The sequence below is a fragment of the Mesorhizobium sp. M1078 genome (assembly GCF_040318615.1).
GTDB lineage: Bacteria > Pseudomonadota > Alphaproteobacteria > Rhizobiales > Rhizobiaceae > Mesorhizobium.
On the sequence record NZ_JAMYMP010000001.1, the window covers coordinates 431044 to 452550 of the forward strand.

At 62.6% G+C, this 21507-nt stretch carries 23 protein-coding genes and 1 tRNA gene; 14 read left to right on the forward strand and 10 right to left on the reverse strand.

Annotation, left to right across the window (positions count from 1 at the left end):
- Positions 1–92 precede the first annotated feature (92 nt).
- A complete protein-coding gene (locus NKH38_RS02160; RefSeq protein ID WP_023671202.1) occupies positions 93–560 on the reverse strand; it encodes an Hsp20 family protein in 468 nt (155 codons plus the stop codon).
- A gap of 458 nt (positions 561–1018) precedes the next feature.
- On the opposite strand from NKH38_RS02160, the gene NKH38_RS02165 reads away from it, so the two are divergent.
- The 4 genes from NKH38_RS02165 to NKH38_RS02180 all read left to right on the forward strand — a co-directional run bounded on the left by NKH38_RS02165 (position 1019) and on the right by NKH38_RS02180 (position 3511).
- Complete coding sequence (locus NKH38_RS02165; protein ID WP_023691769.1) at positions 1019–1978, forward strand: alpha/beta fold hydrolase; 960 nt, start codon at positions 1019–1021, stop codon at positions 1976–1978.
- Positions 1979–2139: 161 nt separating this feature from the next.
- Complete coding sequence (locus NKH38_RS02170; RefSeq protein WP_023683236.1) at positions 2140–2310, forward strand: hypothetical protein; 171 nt, start codon at positions 2140–2142, stop codon at positions 2308–2310.
- A gap of 3 nt (positions 2311–2313) precedes the next feature.
- Complete coding sequence (locus NKH38_RS02175) at positions 2314–2553, forward strand: DUF1127 domain-containing protein (protein WP_352758785.1); 240 nt, start codon at positions 2314–2316, stop codon at positions 2551–2553.
- Positions 2554–2680: 127 nt separating this feature from the next.
- A complete protein-coding gene (locus tag NKH38_RS02180) occupies positions 2681–3511 on the forward strand; it encodes a helix-turn-helix domain-containing protein (RefSeq protein WP_352759282.1) in 831 nt (276 codons plus the stop codon).
- Between the two features lie 12 nt (positions 3512–3523).
- On the opposite strand, the gene hisN is transcribed toward NKH38_RS02180, so the two are convergent.
- Positions 3524–4297, reverse strand: a complete 774-nt coding sequence (gene hisN, locus NKH38_RS02185; protein ID WP_023671197.1) for a histidinol-phosphatase — start codon at positions 4295–4297, stop codon at positions 3524–3526.
- Between the two features lie 336 nt (positions 4298–4633).
- The gene (locus NKH38_RS02190) at positions 4634–5575 is read right to left on the reverse strand and encodes an N-formylglutamate amidohydrolase (RefSeq protein ID WP_023704024.1); all 942 of its coding nucleotides are present in this window, start codon (positions 5573–5575) and stop codon (positions 4634–4636) included.
- A 164-nt stretch (positions 5576–5739) separates the two neighbouring features.
- Here NKH38_RS02190 and cpdR point away from each other — a divergent pair, with 164 nt between their 5' ends.
- Positions 5740–6102, forward strand: a complete 363-nt coding sequence (gene cpdR, locus NKH38_RS02195; protein ID WP_023671195.1) for a cell cycle two-component system response regulator CpdR — start codon at positions 5740–5742, stop codon at positions 6100–6102.
- Between the two features lie 115 nt (positions 6103–6217).
- A tRNA-Val gene (locus NKH38_RS02200) sits at positions 6218–6292 on the forward strand.
- A gap of 207 nt (positions 6293–6499) precedes the next feature.
- Here the strand turns inward: NKH38_RS02200 and NKH38_RS02205 are convergent.
- The 7 genes from NKH38_RS02205 to NKH38_RS02235 form a co-directional block, all read right to left on the reverse strand.
- Entirely contained in the window at positions 6500–6787 is a 288-nt protein-coding gene (locus NKH38_RS02205) for a DUF982 domain-containing protein (protein WP_245260022.1), read from the reverse strand.
- Positions 6788–6899: 112 nt separating this feature from the next.
- Positions 6900–7202, reverse strand: a complete 303-nt coding sequence (locus tag NKH38_RS02210; protein ID WP_023671193.1) for a DUF982 domain-containing protein — start codon at positions 7200–7202, stop codon at positions 6900–6902.
- Positions 7203–7387: 185 nt separating this feature from the next.
- A complete protein-coding gene (locus NKH38_RS02215; RefSeq protein ID WP_023671192.1) occupies positions 7388–7852 on the reverse strand; it encodes an Hsp20 family protein in 465 nt (154 codons plus the stop codon).
- A 405-nt stretch (positions 7853–8257) separates the two neighbouring features.
- Positions 8258–8464 carry a hypothetical protein gene (locus NKH38_RS02220; RefSeq protein WP_352758790.1) on the reverse strand — a complete coding sequence of 69 codons (207 nt, stop codon included), beginning with the start codon at positions 8462–8464 and terminating at the stop codon, positions 8258–8260.
- Between the two features lie 81 nt (positions 8465–8545).
- Entirely contained in the window at positions 8546–9514 is a 969-nt protein-coding gene (fcl, locus tag NKH38_RS02225; protein WP_023833579.1) for a GDP-L-fucose synthase, read from the reverse strand.
- A gap of 9 nt (positions 9515–9523) precedes the next feature.
- Positions 9524–10594: a GDP-mannose 4,6-dehydratase gene (gmd, locus tag NKH38_RS02230; protein WP_023804703.1), complete on the reverse strand. Its 1071-nt coding sequence runs from the start codon at positions 10592–10594 to the stop codon at positions 9524–9526.
- Positions 10595–10698: 104 nt separating this feature from the next.
- On the reverse strand, positions 10699–11853 hold the full coding sequence (locus NKH38_RS02235) for a dihydrodipicolinate synthase family protein (protein WP_023804702.1): 1155 nt from the start codon (positions 11851–11853) through the stop codon (positions 10699–10701).
- 225 nt (positions 11854–12078) lie between these two features.
- On the opposite strand from NKH38_RS02235, the gene NKH38_RS02240 reads away from it, so the two are divergent.
- The 8 genes from NKH38_RS02240 to NKH38_RS02275 all read left to right on the forward strand — a co-directional run bounded on the left by NKH38_RS02240 (position 12079) and on the right by NKH38_RS02275 (position 21505).
- The gene (locus tag NKH38_RS02240; protein ID WP_023733497.1) at positions 12079–13137 is read left to right on the forward strand and encodes a LacI family DNA-binding transcriptional regulator; all 1059 of its coding nucleotides are present in this window, start codon (positions 12079–12081) and stop codon (positions 13135–13137) included.
- Positions 13134–14144 (forward strand): Gfo/Idh/MocA family protein, encoded by a 1011-nt coding sequence (locus NKH38_RS02245; protein ID WP_352758795.1) that lies wholly within the window; start codon positions 13134–13136, stop codon positions 14142–14144. The genes NKH38_RS02240 and NKH38_RS02245 overlap by 4 nt, the downstream gene beginning before the upstream one ends.
- Positions 14141–15742, forward strand: coding sequence for an acyl CoA:acetate/3-ketoacid CoA transferase (locus NKH38_RS02250; RefSeq protein WP_352758798.1), 1602 nt, complete (start codon positions 14141–14143; stop codon positions 15740–15742). The genes NKH38_RS02245 and NKH38_RS02250 overlap by 4 nt, the downstream gene beginning before the upstream one ends.
- The gene (locus tag NKH38_RS02255; RefSeq protein WP_023725197.1) at positions 15735–16511 is read left to right on the forward strand and encodes an enoyl-CoA hydratase/isomerase family protein; all 777 of its coding nucleotides are present in this window, start codon (positions 15735–15737) and stop codon (positions 16509–16511) included. The genes NKH38_RS02250 and NKH38_RS02255 overlap by 8 nt, the downstream gene beginning before the upstream one ends.
- Before the next feature lie 10 nt (positions 16512–16521).
- Entirely contained in the window at positions 16522–18033 is a 1512-nt protein-coding gene (locus NKH38_RS02260; protein WP_352759285.1) for an aldehyde dehydrogenase family protein, read from the forward strand.
- Between the two features lie 58 nt (positions 18034–18091).
- Positions 18092–19345, forward strand: coding sequence for an ABC transporter substrate-binding protein (locus NKH38_RS02265; RefSeq protein WP_027049809.1), 1254 nt, complete (start codon positions 18092–18094; stop codon positions 19343–19345).
- 253 nt (positions 19346–19598) lie between these two features.
- Complete coding sequence (locus NKH38_RS02270) at positions 19599–20549, forward strand: carbohydrate ABC transporter permease (protein WP_352758803.1); 951 nt, start codon at positions 19599–19601, stop codon at positions 20547–20549.
- Positions 20546–21505 (forward strand): carbohydrate ABC transporter permease, encoded by a 960-nt coding sequence (locus NKH38_RS02275; RefSeq protein WP_352758807.1) that lies wholly within the window; start codon positions 20546–20548, stop codon positions 21503–21505. The genes NKH38_RS02270 and NKH38_RS02275 overlap by 4 nt, the downstream gene beginning before the upstream one ends.
- Positions 21506–21507 lie beyond the last annotated feature (2 nt).

Genomic DNA, 21507 nt, shown 5'->3' on the forward strand with positions numbered 1-21507 from the left:
GGCTGCGGCGAAAAAAGCGGCGCCACGCGGCGCCGCTTTCGTCTCGGGAGGAGACGCTTTTAACCTTGGGCGTTGTGACGCCGCCGTCTTGATCACGCGGCGTTCTTGGCCTCGATCTGCTTGGCGTTGGCCGAAGAGGCGGTAATCGCGATCTTGCGCGGCTTCAGCTCCTCGGGGATGTTGCGCTTAAGGTCGACGAAAAGCAGGCCGTTCTTCAGCGTGGCGCCGACGACCTCGACATGGTCGGCAAGCTGGAAGCGGCGCTCGAACGAACGCGAAGCAATGCCGCGGTAGAGCAACTCGGAGCCTTCGCCATTGCCTTCTTCCTTGCGCTCACCCTTGACGGTCAGCACGTTGCGGTGGGCTTCGATCGAAATCTCTTCGTCCGAGAAGCCGGCAACCGCCATCGAGATGCGATAGGCGTCCTCGCCGGTGCGCTCGATGTTGTAGGGCGGATAGGTCTGCGCGCCATCGGGCTGGGCCAGCGAGTCGAGCATGGTGAACAGTCGGTCGAAGCCGACGGTCGAGCGATAGAGCGGGGAAAAATCAACGTGACGCATGAGGTGTTCTCCTGTTGAGCAACATGTTTGCGTGTGGCCGGTGCGAAACCCTGGAAAGGCGTTTCGGGTGGACCAGCAGCCCCGACATCGGCGGCTGCATCCGACATTTGGGGAGCGCAAAAGTGCATTTCAAGGATTTTTGAAGAGCACCAATCGAGGCGTCGATGAACGGCAGATGAACCGCCGCTTCGGCGCCCGTTCAGCCGGCCGGCGCTAGAGTGCCCCCAGGATAAAGAACCAGGCGGCGCCGGATGAAAGCGCCGCGACGAGGCCGACCGGGTGTAACGTCCCTTCCTCCCGGATCGACAGAGGCCGGAAGCACGCCGCCGCAGGCTGCTTCCGGCCTTGCTTGTTGTTAGTCCGCCCCCTTGGCGTCCTCCCTTTGCTTTTCATCCATTGGCGTCTATCACCATGCCGACGCCCTGCCGGGTGAGACACCACGAAGACGCAAGCGCCTAATGACGGATCTCTTCCATCCCACGCCAGGCAATCCGCCGCCGCAAAATGTCGCCGGCGGCTTTTTCACCACGCGCGACGGCAAGAAGATCCGCTACGGCCTGTTTGCCGCGGTCACCCGGCCGCTGAAAGGCACCGTCGTGCTGCTGCCCGGCCGCAACGAGTGCATCGAGAAATATTTCGAAACCATCCGCAACCTGACCGACCGCGGCCTCGGCGTCGCCACGCTCGACTGGCGCGGCCAGGGCGATTCCGACCGGCTGATCGCCGACCCGCAACGCGGCTATGTCCGCTCCTTCTACGATTACACCGGCGACCTCGAACAGTTCTTCGAGGACATCGTGCTGCCCGACTGCCGCGGCCCGTATTACATCCTCGCCCATTCGATGGGCGCCGTGATCGCGCTGCTCGCGGCGCCGTCGATGGTCAACCGGGTACGTCGCATGGTGCTGATTGCGCCTTTCCTGACGGTGCCTGACTCGCCCGTGTCGGCAAAAACGGCGCGCCGCGTCTGCTCGATATTGTGCTTTCTCGGCCTCGGCCGGCTCTACGCCGCCTGGGGTCCGCGTCCCAGGGAAACCCTGCCCTTCGCCCTCAACAAGGTGACATCGGACCCCGGGCGCTATCAGCGCAACACGAAAATCTACGAGCACTATCCGCAACTGGCGCTCGGCGGGCCGACGATCCGCTGGCTGCAGGCGGCAATCAAGGCAGGCGAAGCCATCAGTGAGCCCGACTTCATGGCCAGGATCCAGGTGCCGCTGCTGATGATCGCCGCCGGCGCCGATCAGGTCGTCTCGACCAAGGCCGTGGAAGCCTATGCCAGGCGTCTGCGCCTCGGCTCGCTGCTGATGATCGATGGCTCGAAACACGAGATCCTGCAGGAGGCCGATGTCTATCGCGAGCAGTTGCTCGCCGCCTTCGACGCCTTCATACCCGGCAACGACGACCCGACAGCCTGATGCCGCCGGCGCTGCATGTTGCGGCGCCTTGAGCTTGCGCCTGCTGACAGCCTTCTGTCAGGAGCAGCGCCGGCAGCACCCAAAGAGCTAAAGATTCTGACAGCCGGTGCCGCCCCGGAATGCTCATCTCTCCGCATACTGAACGCCAAGGGGATGACGTCATGACCGAGAAAACCTGCGCTGCCTGCGATTGCCAGCTGGACGCCAACCCGATCCGCGTCAAGGTCGGCGGCAAGACCGTCGAGGTCTGCTGCGAGGAATGCGCGATTGCGCTGAACGAAGCCGGCGCCTCAGTGGCCGGCGCATCAGTGGCCGGCAACGGGGAAGCCTGAGCGATGCGCCCCGATCATGCAGCGGCGGCGCAATGCCTCGCACATCAGCCGACAACTCAAACCGCGACGTTCCGGCGGTCCTTGCGGACACAAGGCATCGCGGCGGCCAACTGGATCGGCCGTCAACTGGAAAGGCGCCGAAGCCGCCTTGCCTTGCTCGAAATGACCGACGAACAGCTCAAGGACATCGGTCTGTCGCGCAGCGACGCTCACTGCGAATACACGCGCCGTTTGTGGGACTGAGCCATGGCCGTTACGAAGGGCCCGACAGGTGAAGTCTCCTGACAGGTTTGGACAAGCCAATCGCCTAAATGTGCCGGAGCAGCTTTCGGTGCAAGGGTAGAATGCAACGGCCATGTCTCAGCTCACCATGTCGCAGTTCACGGTACAGACGCTTCTGGACACCGGCACCGTCAGGGTGAGGGATGTCCTCTGCAGCGGCGAATGCCGGCACAAGAGCGAAGAAGAGTGCACCGCTGCCACGCATCTTGTGTTTCCCTATGGCGGCGTCTTCGTGCGCCATGTCGGCCGCAACGATGCGGTCGCCGAAGCCAACCAGTTGTTGTTCTTCAACAACGCCGAAGGCTACCGGATCAGCCATCCCGTCGAGGGTGGCGATTCCTGCCTCGATCTCGTTGTCGAGGAGGCGCAACTGCAGGAGCTGACGCCGAAGGAGCAGTTGCGCTTGGGCAGCGCCGTGGCGTTTCGTCGTCAGCGCCGCCGCATCGACCCGCGGGCTCAGGCGCTGGTGGCGGTGCTGCGCCACAGCCTGAGCCGCAACATTGCCGAAACGCTGGAGGCCGAAACCCTGGCGCTGACGCTGGTGCGGCGCTCCCTCGGCGAGCGCACCTCGCATGCCGCCGGCGCCAGCGCTGGCCGGCAGAAGCTGGTCGATCGCGCCAAGCTCGTCCTGTCCTCGGATCTTTCGCGGCGCTGGACGCTGGCCGAGATCGCCGCTGAAGTCGGGGTATCACCGGTTTATCTCACGCAGGTTTTCCAGCAGGTCGAGGCGATGCCGCTCTATCGCTACCATCTGCGCCTACGGCTGGCGCGCGCGCTCGACCTGCTTGGCCGCTACGACAATCTGACCACGCTCGGCCTGGACCTCGGCTTCTCCAGCCACAGTCATTTCAGCTCAGCGTTCAGGCAGGTCTACGGGCGAACGCCGGCGGAATTCCAGCGCTCGATCAAGCCGCGCTGATCGGGTCGACTATCAGCCGCGCAAGGCTGCCATTGCAGCCGCGTGAAGCTCCGGCGTTGCGGCGGCCAGGATGTCGCCGCCCTTTTCCGCCGGACCGCCCTCGAATGTGGTGACGACGCCGCCGGCCTTTTCGATGATCGGGATCAGCGCCACGATGTCGTAGGGTTTCAATCCGGGATCGGCGACGATGTCGACGCTGCCGGACGCGATCATGGCAAAGGCGTAGCAATCGGCTCCGTAGCGGGCGAGCTGGATCTGTTTCTCGAACGCGTCGTAGCGGGTGCGCGCCTCGCCCTTGAAAAGCGCCGGCGTGGTGGTGAACAAGGTCGCCTCGTCAAGCTTCGTCCTCTTGCGGGTCGACAGCTTCCGCGGCCCACCGGGGCCTTCGTAGTGGGAGCCGGAAGCGTTGGCGTAGAACAGCTCGCCGGTGAACGGCTGCGCCATCATACCGGCGACGGCGTCACCGTCGACCGTCAATCCGACCAGCGTTCCCCACACCGGCAGGCCTGAGATGAAGGCGCGGGTACCATCGATCGGATCGATCACCCAGACATGCCTTGAGGAGATGTTTTCGCTGCCATGTTCTTCGCCAAGGATACCGTGATCGGGATACTCAGCCGAGATCAGCGCCCGGATGGCGCGCTCGGCCTCGCGGTCGGCCTCGGTGACCGGGTCGAAACTGCCTTTTTCCTTGTTGGCCACCGCGCCCTGTGCGCGGAAACGCGGCAAGGTTTCAGCTGCCGCCGCTTGCGCGATCCGGCGCATGAAATCGATGCTGATGTCCACGTGATTCTCCCGCATTGCAGAGTGCCAACCCGGTCTGCCGGCACTTTCCCGCCAAAACAAGCCGGTTTATCGATTTATCAGAGACATCAGCGTTGCTGAAATGTCACACATCGGGACCATCGAAACGCATTTTCACATCAGAGTGAATTAAAAAAGCGTGGGATCGATTGACATTTGTGCATCGCACAATAAATTTGTTCTCGGACAGGTTTTCCTGTCCATGCCCTCCTTGGGCGTTTCCTCCCTAGACTTCGACCGTGTCGTGCAAACGATGCGGTCTTTTTTTACGCTGCGGGATGGCCAGCGCGGGATCTCATGAACAGCCGCCGCTCCGTGTCATTCGGCGGCCAGCGGCAGGTCTATGAAGTGGTGGTCGGGCATAGCCATCAGGTCGGCCGAAAAGCGCGCCATATCGTCGGCCAGCGCATCGAAGCCGGCCGATTTCTGGAACGTCCGCTCATTCATGTAGAGGCCGCGATTGACCTCGATCTGCAGCGCATGCAGATGGCGCGCCGGCCGGCCGTAATGCTCGGTGATGAAACCGCCTGCATAGGGTTTGTTGTGGGCGACGGTGTAGCCCATGCCGATGAGCAGGCCGATCGCCGTCTCGGTCAGGGCCGCCGTGGCCGAGATGCCGAAACGGTCGCCGACGATGAAATCCGGCCGCAGGCCGCTGTCGCCCACCCTGATGCTCGCCGGCATCGAATGGCAGTCGATCAGCACGGCATAGCCGAACCTGGCATGGGTTCTGGTCAATAGCCGCTTCAGCGTCTCGTGATAGGGTTTGTAGACCGCCTCTATGCGCTGGACGGCCTCCGCCAGCGGCAGACGGCCGGAATAGATGTCGAGCCCCTCACCCACCAGCTTGGGCACGGTGCCGAGCCCGCCGGCGACGCGCGCCGAGCGGATGTTGCAGAAGGACGGCACCGGCTCGGCGAACATGCGCGGGTCGAGTTCCCAGGGTTCGCGGTTGACGTCGAGATAGGCGCGCGGAAAATTCGCCGCCAGCATCGGCGCGCCCAGCACTACCGCGCTGCCGAACAGCTCGTCGACATAGCAATCCTCGGAGCGGCGGATGGCGTTGCGGTCGAGCCGCGCCATGGCCAGGAAGCGGTCTGGATAATAGCGGCCGCTATGCGGTGAGTTGAAGACGAACGGAACGCGCTGCTCGGCGCCCGATCGGATTTCGAAGGGTGGAACGACCGAAAAATCTTCGGCTGCCGTCGTCAATTTGAACGAACCCGGAAACAGCAATGCATCATGATGGGAAACTGCCACCTCATCGGCCGCATGTCCAGCATTTCGGCATGTCAGGAACCCCGTCAAATCAGGATTAATGCCGCCAACGTTCACTTGATGTTTACCGTCAGCTCCTCATATACAGGATGGTTAACGGGCTTGCCGGACGGCAGGCTTGGCTGGGGTGATTCGGACGGGACAAGATGGCACGCATTCTGCTGGCGGAAGACGACGACGACATGCGCCGGTTCCTGGTCAAGGCACTGGAGCGGGCCGGCTACCACGTCAGCGATTTCGACAATGGCGCCAGCGCCTACGAGCGGCTGCGCGAAGAACCTTTCTCCCTGCTGCTGACCGATATCGTCATGCCGGAGATGGACGGCATCGAACTCGCCCGCCGCGCCACCGAGATCGATCCCGACCTGAAGGTGATGTTCATCACCGGTTTCGCGGCCGTCGCGCTCAACCCCGATTCCAAGGCGCCGAAAGACGCCAAGGTGCTGTCCAAGCCCTTCCACCTGCGCGATCTCGTCAATGAGGTCGAAAAAATGCTTCAGGCCGCCTGAAGCGCGCACAGTGTGATCTCGCCGCTTCGTCGGCGGCGCGACAAAACGAGCCTTTCTTTCCCTTTTCCGGCTATTGACGCGCTGGACCAAAAATGGTGTATGCGCGGCTTCGGATGGGCGTGTAGCTCAGCGGGAGAGCACTGCATTGACATTGCAGGGGTCACAGGTTCAATCCCTGTCACGCCCACCATCCTTCCAATAACTTAGCCAAGCCCGTTTTTGGCGCACCCCTTCGACGACTTAGCCGGTAAGGCGGCCACCGCTTGTGGCAGCCGCCTCGTGTTTGTGGACATTCTAATGCATGGCGCTCAAAAGTGGCCCCGGTTTTGAGACTACGACATGCATAAAAACAAAGACCTAAAGCGCGTCGTCTGAGTCCGTTCAAACGCGACGCGCTTTAGACGTGGTGCGGACTTAGCGTCCTTGAAGGCGCAGGCTCGATGCCGTCCTCCATAAGAATATCCTTCTTGCGAGCGAACGCGACGAAGACGCCTCGTGCTGTCTCGGGTTCCACATCACCAATCAGAGCGGCTTTGCAAGCGCGAATAGCAGCTCTCTGCTCCGGGCTGTTGCCACACCATTCGGCTGCGAATTGATAAGCATCCGCGACCGTGTTGAGTTGGCGGGGAAAGCCCAATCCCACCCACACCCGGACTGGCTTTTCAAAAGGTTTCGATAGCATCATGACCTCCTTTCCTGATGCATGTCACCCAGAAGTATGCCGCGGTTCTGGGACAACGACATGCATCAAAACAAAGACTTAAAGCGTGTCGCATGAATCCGTTTCGCGACGCGCTTTAGGCAGTCACTCCTCCGCCTTCGCCACCTCTGCCCATCATCCACGGCATTGTCGTGGATACTTCCTCAAGGATTCTGGCTGCTTTCGCAAAACCGCTGAACGCGTCTCTGGCTGCGGAAAGCGGATAATCGCTATCGAAAGCTCGCTGGCAGGCCCGCAATGCGGTTTGGTGAATGGGGCCGCGCCTGTCCTTCGGCCATTCATAGAGGAACTCCAGAGCGTCCTCGAGACACGTGATTTCCTGAACAAGGTTGTCGCCGCTTTTCACGAAAACGGCGCTATCGAACATCCGATCGTTCATATGATCCTCCAAATCGAACGAACCATTGAGTTTCATGGTTTGCGCGGTCCAGGCCAACTGCGGGCGCGCGACAGAGGCGCGCCAGTACGTCCTGCAGTGATCATCTTCGTTTCTCCGCAATCACAGCCTCCCGGCCGAAAACCGGGAGGCGGACCCGCAGTTCAAAGTGTGACAGATCGACAGGATTACGCGGCTTTACGCGCGCGGTCCGTGTCTTGCGTGATCTGAGTGGCGGCCGTCGGCGTGTCGCCCACGCCGATGCTGATGCGGCGCGGCTTCAGCTCTTCGGGAATCTCGCGGACAATGTCGATCGAGAGGAGGCCATTCTCCAGTTTGGCTGCCTTGATCTTCATGTGGTCGGCAAGCTTGAACGTCTGCCTGAAACTGCGGTAGGCGATGCCCTGGTGCAGCAGCTGGCGTCCGCTCTGATCATCAGCTTTCTGGCCTACCACGACCAGTTCGGGTCCATGCTGGGTCAGCTCAACCTCATCCTGGCTGAAGCCTGCGATGGCCATCGAGATACGGTAATCGTTCTCGTCGACCTTCTCGATGTTATAGGGCGGCCAGTCTGGACGCGTGCCGCTGTCGAGCATGTCGAAAAGCCGGTCGAAACCGACGGTGGTCCGATAGAGGGTATCAAAGGTTCTCATAGCCACATCCTCCTTGAAGCAACATGGGTACAAGGACGCCGCCCTGTGCGGCGCCGCCATTTTTTGCCGAGCCTTATGGCCTTAGCGGAAATCGAATTAGGAGGCGCCCCAAATGAGTTCAAGAGCATCTCGAATTTTTTTTAGTAGCATCCTTCGCATCGACGGAAAGCGAAATCTGAGTTTCTACGGGACCTTCCCTTCGAACAGTCGAACAGCCCCTTGAAGTACAGATCCGGCGGGAAGTTTTCGCGCGATCTGCGCGACCGCATCGTCTACTGCCCCGCCGTCCCGTTCGTATTCAAATGCCGGCCAGCAAGGAACCGGGTAGCGGCCTTCCGATCCGTAAGTCCGCCCTGTCGGGGGCGAAACGTCCCGGCACGTGCCGGGACGTTTCTGGCTCGCGGATCACTGTGGCCGCGGATCGGGCCTGTCGGGCTTGTCATGAGGGGTGTTGTTGCCTTCACGGCACGGTGTGCCGATGCCGCAGCATTTGCCGTTGTAGGTGACACCGGGCTTGGTCTTCTCGCATTCCCTCGGCGGTGCCGTCTGACACCCTGCCAGCACCGAAACCGCGATGGCGGCGAGAAATGCGTTTCTTGGATTGATAAACATTGACGTTCTCCTTGATGGACCGTGTTTGCTACACACCGCTTGGTCGCGGGCGGCAGCGAAATGGTTCAAGGAAAATTGGAATCAGGCCGCGCCGAGGCGGACACCACCCTTCCCAATATGGTTGAGAAACCACGCATATGTCTGTTCCAATCCACCGCGAAGTGCGTAGCGCGGGCGCCATCCCGTTGCAAACAGCCGCGAAACATCCATCAACTTGCGCGGCGTGCCGTCTGGCTTGGTCGTATCGAAGGCGATATTAGCCTCGACGCCGGCGACCGATGCGACGGTCTGGGCAAGCTCGGCAATGGTGACATCCTCGCCCGAACCGACATTGACGTGGCCGTCGCCGGCATAATTCTTCAACAGCCAGACCAAGGCATCGGCGGCGTCGTCGACATGCAGGAATTCACGCCGTGGCGTGCCCGAGCCCCAGACATTGAGGCTGTTGCCGCCGCTCAGCGCCAGCGCATGCGCCTTTCGCATCAGGGCCGGCACGACATGGCTGCTCTGCAGGTCGAAATTGTCACCCGGTCCGTAGAGGCTGGCCGGCATCGCCGAGATATAGTCGACCCCATGCTGGCGCCGATAGGCCTGGCACAGTTTCAGCCCGGCGATCTTCGCGATCGCGTACCATTCGTTGGTCGGCTCGAGCGGCCCGGTCAGCAGGGCGTCTTCCCTGATCGGCTGCGGCGCGAGCTTTGGATAGATGCAGGACGAGCCGAGAAACAAAAGCTTGCCGACCTCGCTGCGAAAGGCGCCGTCGATGACATTGCCCTGCATGACCAAATTGTCCTGCAGGAAATCGACCGGGAACCGGTCATTGGCCAGGATACCGCCGACCTTGGCGGCCGCCATCACCACCGCATCCGGCCTGTGCTCGGCCATCCAGCGCTGCACCCCTGCCTGGTCGAGCAGGTCGAGCCTGTCGCGCGAGATGGTGAGTATCTCGCAGTCCTCGCTCGCCAGCCGGCGCACGACGGCCGAACCGACCATGCCGCGATGCCCGGCGACGAAGACACGCTTGCCCTTCAGCTCAAATGTCGCGTCCATCGGCCTGCCTCACGCAGAACGGCTGTTCTGACGCGTGCCGCCGGCCGCGCGCGCCAGATCGGCCTGCACCATTTCCGTCACCAGATCCCTGAAGCCGGTCGTGTGCGACCAGCCAAGTCTTGCCTTGGCCTTGGCGGGGTCACCGAGCAGCAGATCGACCTCGGTCGGCCGGAAATAGCGCGGATCGATGCGCACCAGGACAGTGCCCGAACCGGCATCGACACCGACTTCATCGACACCCTCGCCTTGCCAGCGGATGGTGCGTCCGGTCTCGGCAAAAGCCAGTTCGACGAATTCGCGCACCGAATGCGCCTCACCGGTCGCCAGCACGAAATCGTCGGCTTCACTGTGCTGCAGAATGCGCCACATGCCCTCCACATAGTCGCGCGCATGGCCCCAGTCACGCTTGGCGTCGAGATTGCCGAGATAGAGCGTGGCCTGAAGGCCGTGATGGATCGAGGCGACGGCCCGCGTGATCTTGCGGGTGACGAAGGTTTCGCCGCGTGTCGGGCTTTCGTGGTTGAACAGGATTCCGTTGGCGGCGAACATGCCGTAAGCCTCGCGGTAGTTGACCGTGATCCAGTAGGCGTAAAGCTTGGCCGCGGCATAGGGCGAGCGCGGATGGAAGGGCGTCGCCTCGCTTTGCGGGACCTCGCGCGCCTTGCCGTAAAGCTCCGACGTCGATGCCTGATAGAAGCGCACCGACTTCTCCAGGCGCAGGATGCGGATCGCCTCGAGCAGCCTGAGTGTTCCCAGCGCATCGGCATTGCCGGTGTATTCCGGCGTCTCGAAACTCACCTGGACATGACTCTGGGCGCCGAGATTGTAGATCTCGCCGGGCTGTGTCTCCTGCACCAGGCGAATAAGGTTGGTCGCGTCGGTCAGGTCGCCATAATGCAGGAAGAAACGCGCACCGCGCTCGTGCGGATCGACATAGATGTCGTCAACGCGCTCGGTGTTGAACGAGGACGAGCGGCGTTTGACGCCATGGACAATATAGCCCTTCTGCAGAAGCAATTCTGCGAGATAGGCCCCGTCCTGCCCGGTAACCCCGGTGATGAGCGCCACTTTTTCCGTCATTGCCGCTCCGTCCGCATCCAATCCCGGCAACCGAATACAGATTTGGCGCGAGAACGCAAATCCCCCATACGGGGGACAGGTTTCAGCCAGCGATTGTGTCGTTCTCAGGCACCTGCAACCGCGCAGAAATGCTTCATCCTGGCCAGCGCAAGCTCGGGATCGGCGAGCAACCCTGCCTGGTCGGCAAGGCGGAAGATGTCGGCATAGTGCAGGATGCCGCGCGCCGACTGCATGCCGCCGACCATGGCGAAATGGTCCTGATGGCCGTTGAGCCAGGCAATGAAGACGATGCCGGCCTTGTAATACTCCGTCGGCGCCTCGAAGATCTTGCGCGACAACGGCACTGTCGGCGCCATCAGCGCGTCAAAGCCGGCGCGGTCGCCGTCAGCCAGTTTCGCGAGCGCCGCACTGGCGACCGGCGCGATGGCGTCGAATATGCCGAGCAAGGCGTGCGAGTGCCGCTTCCCGTCGCCGGCAATCAGTTCGGGATAGTTGAAATCGTCGCCGGTGAACATGACGACGCCTTCCGGCAACCGGTTGCGCAAGGCAACTTCCTTGCCGGCATCGAGCAGGGAAATCTTTATCCCCTCGACCTTGCCGGCATGACGCTCGATGATGGCGACGACGGTGTCGAGCGCGGCCTCGAAATTGCCGCTGCCCCAATAACCTTTCAGTGCAGGATCGAACATGTCGCCCAGCCAGTGCAGGATGACCTTGCCGGATGCCTGGCTGAGGATGCGATCGTAGACCCTGATATAGTCGTCCGGACCCTTTGCGACCGCTGCCAGCGCCCGGCTGGCCATCATGATCGCCTTGCCGCCCTCGCCTTCAATGAAAGCGAACTGCTCCTCATAGGCGGCGATCACATCTTCGAGTGATCTCGAATTGGCCGGCGCCAGATGATCGGTGCCGGCGCCCGAGGCGAGGTCTGCGCATTCGACGCTGCGCGCCTCGGCGATCGAGCGCCGGATCAATTCCTGCGCATTCGCCCAGTCGAAACCCATGCCGCGCTGCGAGGTGTCCATCGCCTCGGCGATGCGGAAGCCAAGCCGCCACAAATGATGCCGAAACGCCATCGTCTTGTCCCAGTCGACCGCAGGCTTCGACCAGGGGTCGGTCATCGCGAAAGGGTCGGCGACGACATGGGCCGCGGCATAGGCGATGCGCGGGAAAACCGCACCGATTACGGGCTCGACCGGACTGCCCGCGAGCTTGTAGCTGACGCGGCCGCCATTCTGCGTAGGCAGGGTGATATCCATGGCAACCTCCGTTTTCGGCATCCTATAAATGGAACGTTCCAATAAATCAAGGAACTTTATGATTCCGGCGATTGAACCGGCCCAAACGTTGAAGAAGGCTAAGAGTCTTGCTAGCAACCACATTCATCACCTTTTCGATCTCCGCAAGAATCCCGATTGACTCTCGTTTGGCAGAGTGATTAGAACGTTCCAATAGATTTTCTTCAGGCGGAGGAAACCACCGACATGGCCAGCCGGGCCAAGGCAACGATCCTGGACATCGCCCGCGAGGCTGGTGTGTCCAAATCGACGGTGTCGCTTGTGCTGCAAGGCTCAGGGCTGATCCGGCCTGAAACCGCGGTCAAGGTTCGCAAGGCGATCGAGGATGTCGGCTATGTCTACAACCGCGGCGCCGCCAATCTGCGCAAAGCCCATTCCAACGTCATCGGCATGGTCATCAACGATCTCACCAACCCCTTTTTCGCCGAGCTGGCGGTCGGCATGGAGCGCGTCTTCCAGTCAGCCGGCATCGTGCCCTTCATCGCCAACACCGCGGAGAACCCGGTGCGCCAGGAAGAAGTGCTGAAGTCGCTGATGGAACAGGGCGTCGCAGGCCTGATCGTGTCACCGGCGCGCGGCACCACGCCGGGCGCCTTCCGTCGCCTCGAGATGGCGGGCGTGCCGGTCGTCTTCGCCATGCGCCGCCTGCCGGACAGCCGCATCCCGGTGATCGCTCCTGACAACCACCGCGGCGCGTATCTCGCCGCCGCCCATCTGATCGGCAAGGGCCATCGCCGGCTGGCCTTCTTTGGCGGCACCTCCGACCTGGTCGTCTATCAGGAGCGCCTGGGCGGTTTTCGTGAAGCTTGCGAGACATTGGGCATGGCCAGGCGCGAGGTGCTTGTCGTCGAAGGCGAGACCAGCCGCAGGGGCGGCATCGCCTGCCTGGAAACCGCCCTTGCCATGGCCGAGCCGCCGACGGCGGCGCTGTGCTTCAACGACGCCGTCGCCTTCGGCGTCATGCTGGCGCTGCGCAAGCGCGGGCTGGAGCCCGGCGCGGATTTCGCCGTCGTCGGCTTCGACGACGTGGTCGAGGCCGAGCATTATATGCCGGCGCTGACCAGCGTCTCGGTGGACACACCCGGCCTCGGCGAACGCGCCGCCCACGTCATGCTGAAGATGATCCAGTCGCGCATCACGCATGCCGAGGACCATATCGGCGCCGTCAATCTGGTCGTCAGGGACAGCTGCGGTCCCGATCGCGGCGCCCAGGACACATCAGCAGGAATGGGAGACGCGGCATGAGCGTCAAATGGGGACTGATCGGCGCCAGCACGATCGCCAAACAGTTCATGATCAACGCCATCCGCGCGCAAGAGGGTGGCGAGATCGCGGCGGTGATGAGCTCCAGTCCGCAGCGCGCCAAGACTTATGCCGCGGAACAGAATATTCCGCTTGCCGTCTCGACGCTGGACGATTTGCTCGGCGCCGAAATCGACGCCGTCTACATCTCGACCACCAATGAACTGCATCTCGAACAGGCATTGGCTGCGATCAAGGCGGGAAAGCATGTTCTGTGCGAAAAGCCGCTGGCGCTGAACAGCGCCGACGCGCGCACAATGGTCGCCGCCGCCAAGGAAGCCGGTGTCGTGCTTGGCACCAATCATCATCTGCGCAATGCCGGCGCCCACCGCGCCATGCGCGACGCCATATCAGCCGGCCATATCGGCAAGCCGATTGCCGCGCGCGTCTTCCATTCCGTCTATTTGCCGGAAAACCTGCAGGGCTGGCGCATTACCAAGCCTGAGGCCGGCGGCGGCGTGGTGCTCGACATCACCGTGCATGATGCCGACACGCTGCGCTTCGTGCTCGGCGACGACCCGGTCGAGATTTCGGCCTTCACCCAGTTGGCCGGCATGGCCAGCAGCGGGCTGGAAGACGGCGCCATGTGCATCTGGCGCTTCGGGTCGGGCATCATCGCCCAGTCGCATGAAGGCTTCACAACCAAGTTCGCCGATACCGGCTTTGAGGTGCATGGTTCCGAAGGTTCGCTGATCGCAAAAAATGTGATGACGCAGAAGCCAGTCGGCTCGGTGCTGCTACGCACCGCCAAAGGCGAGGAGGAACTGAGCTTCGACCGCGAAGACCTCTACGTCAGGTCGCTGCGCCAGTTCCATGCGGCCATGCGTGGAGAAGGCCAGCCCTCCGCCACCGGCGAGGACGGCGTCTGGTCCCTGGCGTCGGCCGAAGCAGCGTTGCAGTCGGCAAAATCCGGCAAGGCCGTCACTATCGATCCGAAAGGTGTCGCGTGAGCAAGCTCGTCTCCGCCGCTGAAGCAGCAAGCCTGATCAAGGACGGCATGACCGTCTCCGTCTCGTCGTCGAGCGGCCTCGGCTGCCCGGATGCCGTGCTGGCCGCCATCGGCGAGCGCTTCGACGCCGAAGGCCATCCCAAAGACATCACCACGCTGCACCCCATCGCCGCCGGCGACATGTATGGCATCAAGGGCATCGACCATCTGGCCAAGCCCGGCTTGTTGAAGCGCACGCTCTGCGGCTCCTATCCCTCAGGCCCCTCCTCGTCCGAGCCGCCGCAGATATGGAAGATGATCGGCGACAATTCGGTCGCCGCCTACAACGTGCCCTCCGGCATCCTGTTCGACATGCACCGCGAGGCCGCCGCCAAGCGGCCGGGCGTGCTGACCAAGGTCGGCCTCGACACTTTTGCCGACCCGCGCCACCAGGGCTGCGCCATGAACGCGGCGGCAAGCGAACCGATCGTCTCGGTGCAGCAGTTCGACGGCGAGGAATGGCTCTATTTCCGCTCGATCGTGCCTGACATTTCGATCATCCGCGCCACCACCGCCGACGAGCGCGGCAACCTGACCTATGAACATGAAGGCGCCTATCTCGGCGGCCTCGAACAGGCGCTCGCCGCGCGCAACAATGGCGGCATCGTCATTGCGCAGGTCAAGCGCGTCGTCGAGAACGGCACGCTGAGGCCGCATGACGTGCGCGTGCCCGGCGTGCTGGTAGACCACATCGTGGTGGCGCCGGACCAGTTGCAGACGACGCTGACGCCTTACGACCCGGCGATTTCGGGCGAGATCTTCCGCCCGCTGTCAAGCTTTCGCAACGCCGAGATGAACGTCCAGAAAGTAATCGCGCGCCGCGTCGCCATGGAGTTGCGCGATGGCATGGCCGTCAATATCGGCTTCGGCATCTCGGCAAACGTGCCGCGTATCCTTCTCGAGGAAGGCCAGCACGGCAAGGTCACCTGGGTGATCGAGCAGGGCGCCGTCGGCGGCGTGCCGCTGCTCGACTTCAAGTTCGGCTGCGCTTCCAACGCCGAGGCGATCATGCCCTCGCCGCACCAGTTCATCTATTTCCAGGCCGGCGGCTTCGATGCCTCGCTGCTCTCCTTCTTGCAGATCGACCGCCATGGCTCCGTCAACGTGTCGAAACTCTCGGCCCGGCCACATGTCACAGCCGGGGCCGGCGGCTTTGTCGACATCACGGCACGGGCGAAAAAGATCGTCTTCTCCGGCTTCTTCAATGCCGGCGCAAAACTGTCGCTCGCCGATGGCGGCATCCGCATCGATGCGGAAGGCAAGGTCAAGAAGGTGGTCAACGAGGTCGAACACATCTCCTTCTCAGGCAAGCGCGCCGTCGCACAAGGGCAGGACATCACCTACATCACCGAGCGTTGCGTGATGAAGCTGACGCCGGACGGCCTGATGGTGACGGAACTTGCGCCGGGCGTCGACCTCGAGCGCGATGTGTTGGCTCAGTCCGAAACACCGCTCGGCGTCGCCAACGACCTCAAGGTGACACCGGCGGCGCTGTACCAGGATCGGCCGATCGGCCTGTCGCTCAATGGCGGCGCTTCGCTCGGAGGCGCGCATGGCTGAGCGCCTCGTCACCTTCGAACAGGACGGCGCCATCGGCATCGTCACGCTGCGCCGGCCGGAAAAATTCAACGCTCTGGACATTCCGATGCTGCGCGCGCTGGAGGCAGCGCTCGACGAAGCCGAAATGGCTGAAGGCGTGCGCGTCGTGCTGGTCCGCGGTGAAGGCAAGGGCTTTTGCGCCGGCGGTGATGTCGAGGCCTGGGCGCAAATGAGCGCCGCCGATTTCCAGGTGCAATGGGTGCGTTATGGCCACCGCGTCTTCGACCGGCTGGCCAGGCTGAGGCAGCCGACCATCGCCGTGCTCTCCGGCCATGCGCTGGGCGGCGGGCTGGAACTGGCGGTGGCCTGCGACTTCCGTGTCGCGGAAACACGGGTGAAGCTCGGCTTCCCCGAGACATCGATCGGCGTCGTGCCCGGCTGGTCCGGCACGCAGCGCGCGGTGCGCCGCTTTGGCGCGCAAATCGTACGCCGCATGGCGCTCGGCGGTGAGGTTTTCCTCGCCCCCGAGGCGCTCAGACTCGGCATCGTCGACCGCGTGGTCGAAACCGGCCAGGCGCTGGCCGAGGCCAAGGCGTGGGCCGAAAAGATCGCCGAGCGCGGGCCGCTCGCGACCGAAGCCGCCAAGTTGATGATCGCGGTGGCCGAAGGCGAGGAAAGTGCCGCCGCGACCGAGGCGCTCGCCAGCGGCTTCATTGCGCTGACCGGCGATCTCAAAGCCGGCGTCAGCGCATTCAAAGCCAAGCAGAAGCCGGCCTTTTCGAGATACTAGAGAAATCATGATGAACGCACCGCTCAACATTTCCATGCCGGCCGAGGCGTCCAAGGCGCCGAAGGCCTACAAGCTGCTGATCGACGGCAAGCATGTCGATGCTCGCGACGGCCGCACGCTTGAGCGCAACAGCCCCGGCCACGGCTTCACCGTTTCGCGCTATGCGCAGGCCGGCGAGGCCGAGGTGGAGGCGGCCATGCAGGCCGCGCACAAGGCATTCGAGACCGGCCCGTGGCCGCGCACGAAGGCGGCCGAGCGCGCAGCCATCCTGCTCAAGACGGCCGACCTGATCGAGGCCCAGCTCGAAGACATCGCCCGACTCGATGCGCTGGAATCCGGCAAGCCGATCGCCCAGGCGCGTAGCGAGATCGGCGGCGCCGTCGACATCTGGCGTTATGCCGCCTCGCTCGCCCGCACGCTGCACGGCGAGAGCTACGCCAATCTCGGCGACGCCATGCTGGGCGTCGTCCTGCGCGAGCCGATCGGCGTCGTCTCGATCATCACCCCGTGGAACTTCCCGTTCCTGATCGTCAGCCAGAAATTGCCCTTCGCGCTCGCCGCCGGCTGCACCGCGGTGGTCAAGCCGAGCGAAATGACCTCGGCCTCGACCTTCGTGCTCGGCGACATCCTGATGCAGGCCGGCCTGCCCGCGGGCGTCGTCAACATCCTGGCCGGCCTCGGCGCCGATGTCGGGGGGCCGATGGTCAGCCATCCGCTGGTGGAAATGGTGTCGTTCACCGGCTCGACCCGCGTCGGCAAGATGACCATGGCTTCCGCCGCGCAGTCGCTGAAGAAAGTCTCGATGGAGCTCGGCGGCAAGAACGGCCAGATCGTCTTCCCCGATGCCGATCTCGAGGCGGCCGCTGACGCAGCAGTGTTCGGCGGCTTCTTCAACGCCGGCGAATGCTGCAATGCCGGCAGTCGGCTGATCGTGCATGAAGCCATCGCCGACGATTTCCTCGCCACCGTCAAGACCCTGACCGCCAAGGTCACGGTCGGCGACCCACTCGATAACCGAACCAAGGTTGGCGCGATGATATCAGCCGACCATCTGACCAAGGTGGCGGGTTACGTCGCGGCGGCAGCAAAAGACGGCAGCAATGTCTATTGCGGTGGCGGCCAGCTGGCGTCCAATGCCGGCCAGTATCTCGATCCGACCATCATCCGCGGCGTTACCGAAGACATGGCTATTGCGCGCGAGGAAGTGTTCGGCCCGGTGCTCTCCGTGCTGACTTTTGGATCGATTGAAAAGGCGTTGCACATCGCCAACAACACGCCCTATGGTCTGTCTGCAGGGGTGTGGAGCGCCAGCATCGACACTTGTATGTCGGTGGCGCGTGGTGTGCGTTCGGGGACCGTTTGGGTGAACACATTCATGGAAGGCTTTCCCGAGTTGCCATTCGGGGGCTACAAGCAGTCCGGCATCGGACGCGAACTCGGCAAACGCGCTGTCGAGGATTATACCGAGGAAAAGACAATCCAGTTTCATCGCGGCCAGCGCACCGGTTGGTGGGTCGGCTGAGTTTGGAAGAACCCGGTGGGCTTCCACCGGTCGTGTAATGCAACAAGGGAGGTAGTACATGTTGCGCAAACTGCTTATCGGAACGGCTCTTGCGACGGCCTTTGCTTTCTCGGCCCATGCCGAGGACGTCAAGGAAGTGCAGATGCTGCATTGGTGGACGTCGGGCGGCGAAGCGGCTGCTCTCAACGTCCTCAAGGGCGACCTTGCCAAGGAAGGCTATGCCTGGAAGGACGTGCCGGTGGCCGGTGGTGGCGGCGACGCCGCCATGACTGCGCTGAAGGCGATGGTCGCGGCCGGCAATTACCCGACCGCGTCGCAGATGCTCGGCTACACCGTGCTCGACTATGCGGCGGCCGGCGTGATGGGCGACCTGACCGAGACGGCGAAGAAGGAAGGCTGGGACAAGTCGGTTCCGGCAGCCCTGCAGAAGTTCTCCGTCTACGACGGCAAGTGGGTCGCTGCTCCAGTCAACGTCCACTCCGTCAACTGGCTGTGGATCAACAAGGCGGTGATGGACAAGATCGGCGGCACCGAGCCAAAGACCTTCGACGACTTCGTCGCCCTGCTCGACAAAGCCAAGGCGGCTGGCGTCATCCCGCTCGCCCTTGGCGGCCAGAACTGGCAGGAGGCCACCATGTTCGACTCGGTCGTGCTGTCGACCGGCGGACCTGAGTTCTACAAGAAGGCCTTCAACGACCTCGACGACGAGTCCCTCAAGTCGGACACGATGAAGAAGTCGTTCGATAACCTCGCCAAGCTCGTCACCTATGTCGACCCGAACTTTTCGGGCCGCGACTGGAACCTTGCCACCGCCATGGTCATCAAGGGCGATGCCCTGGTGCAGGTGATGGGTGATTGGGCCAAGGGCGAGTTCAACGCCGCCAAGAAAACGCCGGGCACCGACTTCCTGTGCTATCGCTTCCCGGGCACGGAAGGCTCGGTGGTCTACAACTCCGACATGTTCGGCATGTTCAACGTTCCGGACGACCGCAAGGCCGCCCAGGTCGCGTTGGCCACCGCCACCCTGTCGAAGAGCTTCCAGTCGGCCTTCAACGTCGTCAAGGGTTCGGTTCCCGCCCGTACCGACGTTCCGGACACCGACTTCGACGCGTGCGGCAAGAAGGGCATCGCCGACCTGAAGGCTGCCAACGAAGGCGGCACGCTGTTCGGCTCGCTTGCCCAGGGCTATGGCGCGCCTCCGGCAGTCGCCAATGCCTACAAGGACGTCGTTTCGAAGTTCGTCCACGGTCAGATCAAGACCTCGGACGAAGCCGTGACCGAACTGGTCAAGGCAATCGACGACGCCAAGTAAGCCCTGGCCAGCAAGACACCTTTCCCGCTTCGGCGGGGAAGGTTCGCCTCAGGATTGGCCGGCTGGCGCAATTCCAGGAAAAGTGTGAGCGGTTTTCCGGCCGGAATTGCGTAAAAGAAAGAGTTAGAGAGGTTCGCCGTTTCCGTGAAACGGTGAAACCCTCTTGAACACCATGCCGACCAGAGACCCGTATGCACGGGGCCGCCTTGCCTCCTGACGGCAGAGCACGGACGACCCTAACGGGAGGAGCCTCATGAGCAGTGTAGCGACGACCCAGATCAAGCTGACACCCGAGCGGTCTCGCCCCTCCGTGCGCGCGCGATTGCAGGACGCGCTGCCGAAGATCGTGCTGGCGCCGAGCTTCGCCATCACCATCGTCTTCGTCTATGGCTTTATCCTGTGGACTGTCTATCTGTCCTTCACCAATTCCAAGACCTTCCCGACCTATGTCATTACCGGACCACGCGCGTATCTACGGCTGTGGGGCTGGACGTTCGACTCCGACCCGCCATCGAGCTGGTACACGTCGATCGTCAATATGGGCATTTTTGGCTTTCTCTACATCGCCATCTGCCTGGCGCTCGGCCTGTTCCTGGCCATCCTGCTCGACCAGAAGATTCGCGGCGAAGGCGTGTTGCGGCCGATCTATCTCTACCCGATGGCGCTCTCCTTCATCGTCACCGGCGTCGCCTGGAAATGGTTCCTCGACCCGGGCCTCGGTCTTGAGCAGACCCTGCATCAGTGGGGCTGGACGAGCTTCCATTTCGACTGGATCAAGAACAAGGATTTCGTCATCTACACGGTGGTCATTGCCGGCGTCTGGCAGGCCTCCGGCTTCATCATGGCGATGTTCCTGGCCGGCCTGCGCGGCATTGACGGCGAGATCATGAAGGCGGCGCAGATCGACGGTGCCACCACCTTCCAGCTCTATCGCCGCATCGTCATTCCGCTGCTGCGGCCAATCTTCCTGTCGGCCTTCATCGTGCTCGCCCACCTCGCCATCAAGTCGTACGATCTGGTGGTGGCGCTGACCAGCGGCGGCCCCGGTGGCTCGGCCTGGCTGCCGTCCAACTTCATGTATGAGTACACGTTCAAGCGCAACGAAATGGCTGTCGGCTCGGCCAGTGCCGTGATCATGCTGATGACCATCGTTGCCATCATCGTGCCTTATCTCTATTCGGAACTCAGGGAGAAGCCGCGATGAGCGCTGTCGCCACCCCTGCCCGCCCCGCTGCTTCCCAAAAGGCCTCCGGCGGCATGAGCACCAAGACCCTCAACCGCATCGTCATCTACGGGCTTCTAGCGCTGTTTGCGCTGTTTTATCTGATGCCGCTGTTCGTTATGCTGGTGACCTCGTTCAAGACCATGGACGAGATCCAGAACGGCAACATGCTGGCGTTGCCCACGGCGCCGACCTTCGACCCGTGGCTGAAGGCCTGGGGCGAGACCTGCGTCGGCCTCACCTGCGCCGGCATCAAGGGCTATTTCTGGAACTCGATCAAGATGGTGGTTCCAGCCGTACTGATCTCGACCATGCTCGGCGCGCTCAACGGCTACGTCTTGACCAAATGGCGTTTTCGCGGCGCCACGCTGGTGTTCGGGCTGATGCTGTTTGCCTGCTTCATTCCGTTCCAGTCGGTGCTGCTGCCGATGGCGACCATCCTCGGCAGCCTGGGACGTTTCGGCGTGAAGCTGCAGAATGCGACGGGTACGAGTTTCGGTCTCGGCAATCCGACGGTCAACCTGGTCTTCGTCCATGTCGTCTACGGCATCGGCTTCACCACGCTGTTTTTCCGCAACTATTACGAGGCGTTCCCGAACGAACTGATCAAGGCGGCGCAGATCGACGGCGCCTCCTTCTTCCAGATCTTCCGCCGCATCATGCTGCCGAACTCGATGCCGATCTTCGTCGTCACCGTCATCTACCAGTTCACCAACATCTGGAACGACTTCCTGTTCGCTTCGGCTTACGCCGGCACAGGCGACTCCATGCCGATGACGGTGGCGCTCAACAACGTCGTCAACACGTCGACCGGCGTCGTCGAATACAACGTCAACATGGCGGCCGCGATGATCGCGGCTCTGCCCACTCTGATCGTCTATGTCGTCGCCGGCCGCTATTTCGTGCGCGGGCTGATGGCTGGCGCGGTCAAGGGCTGATC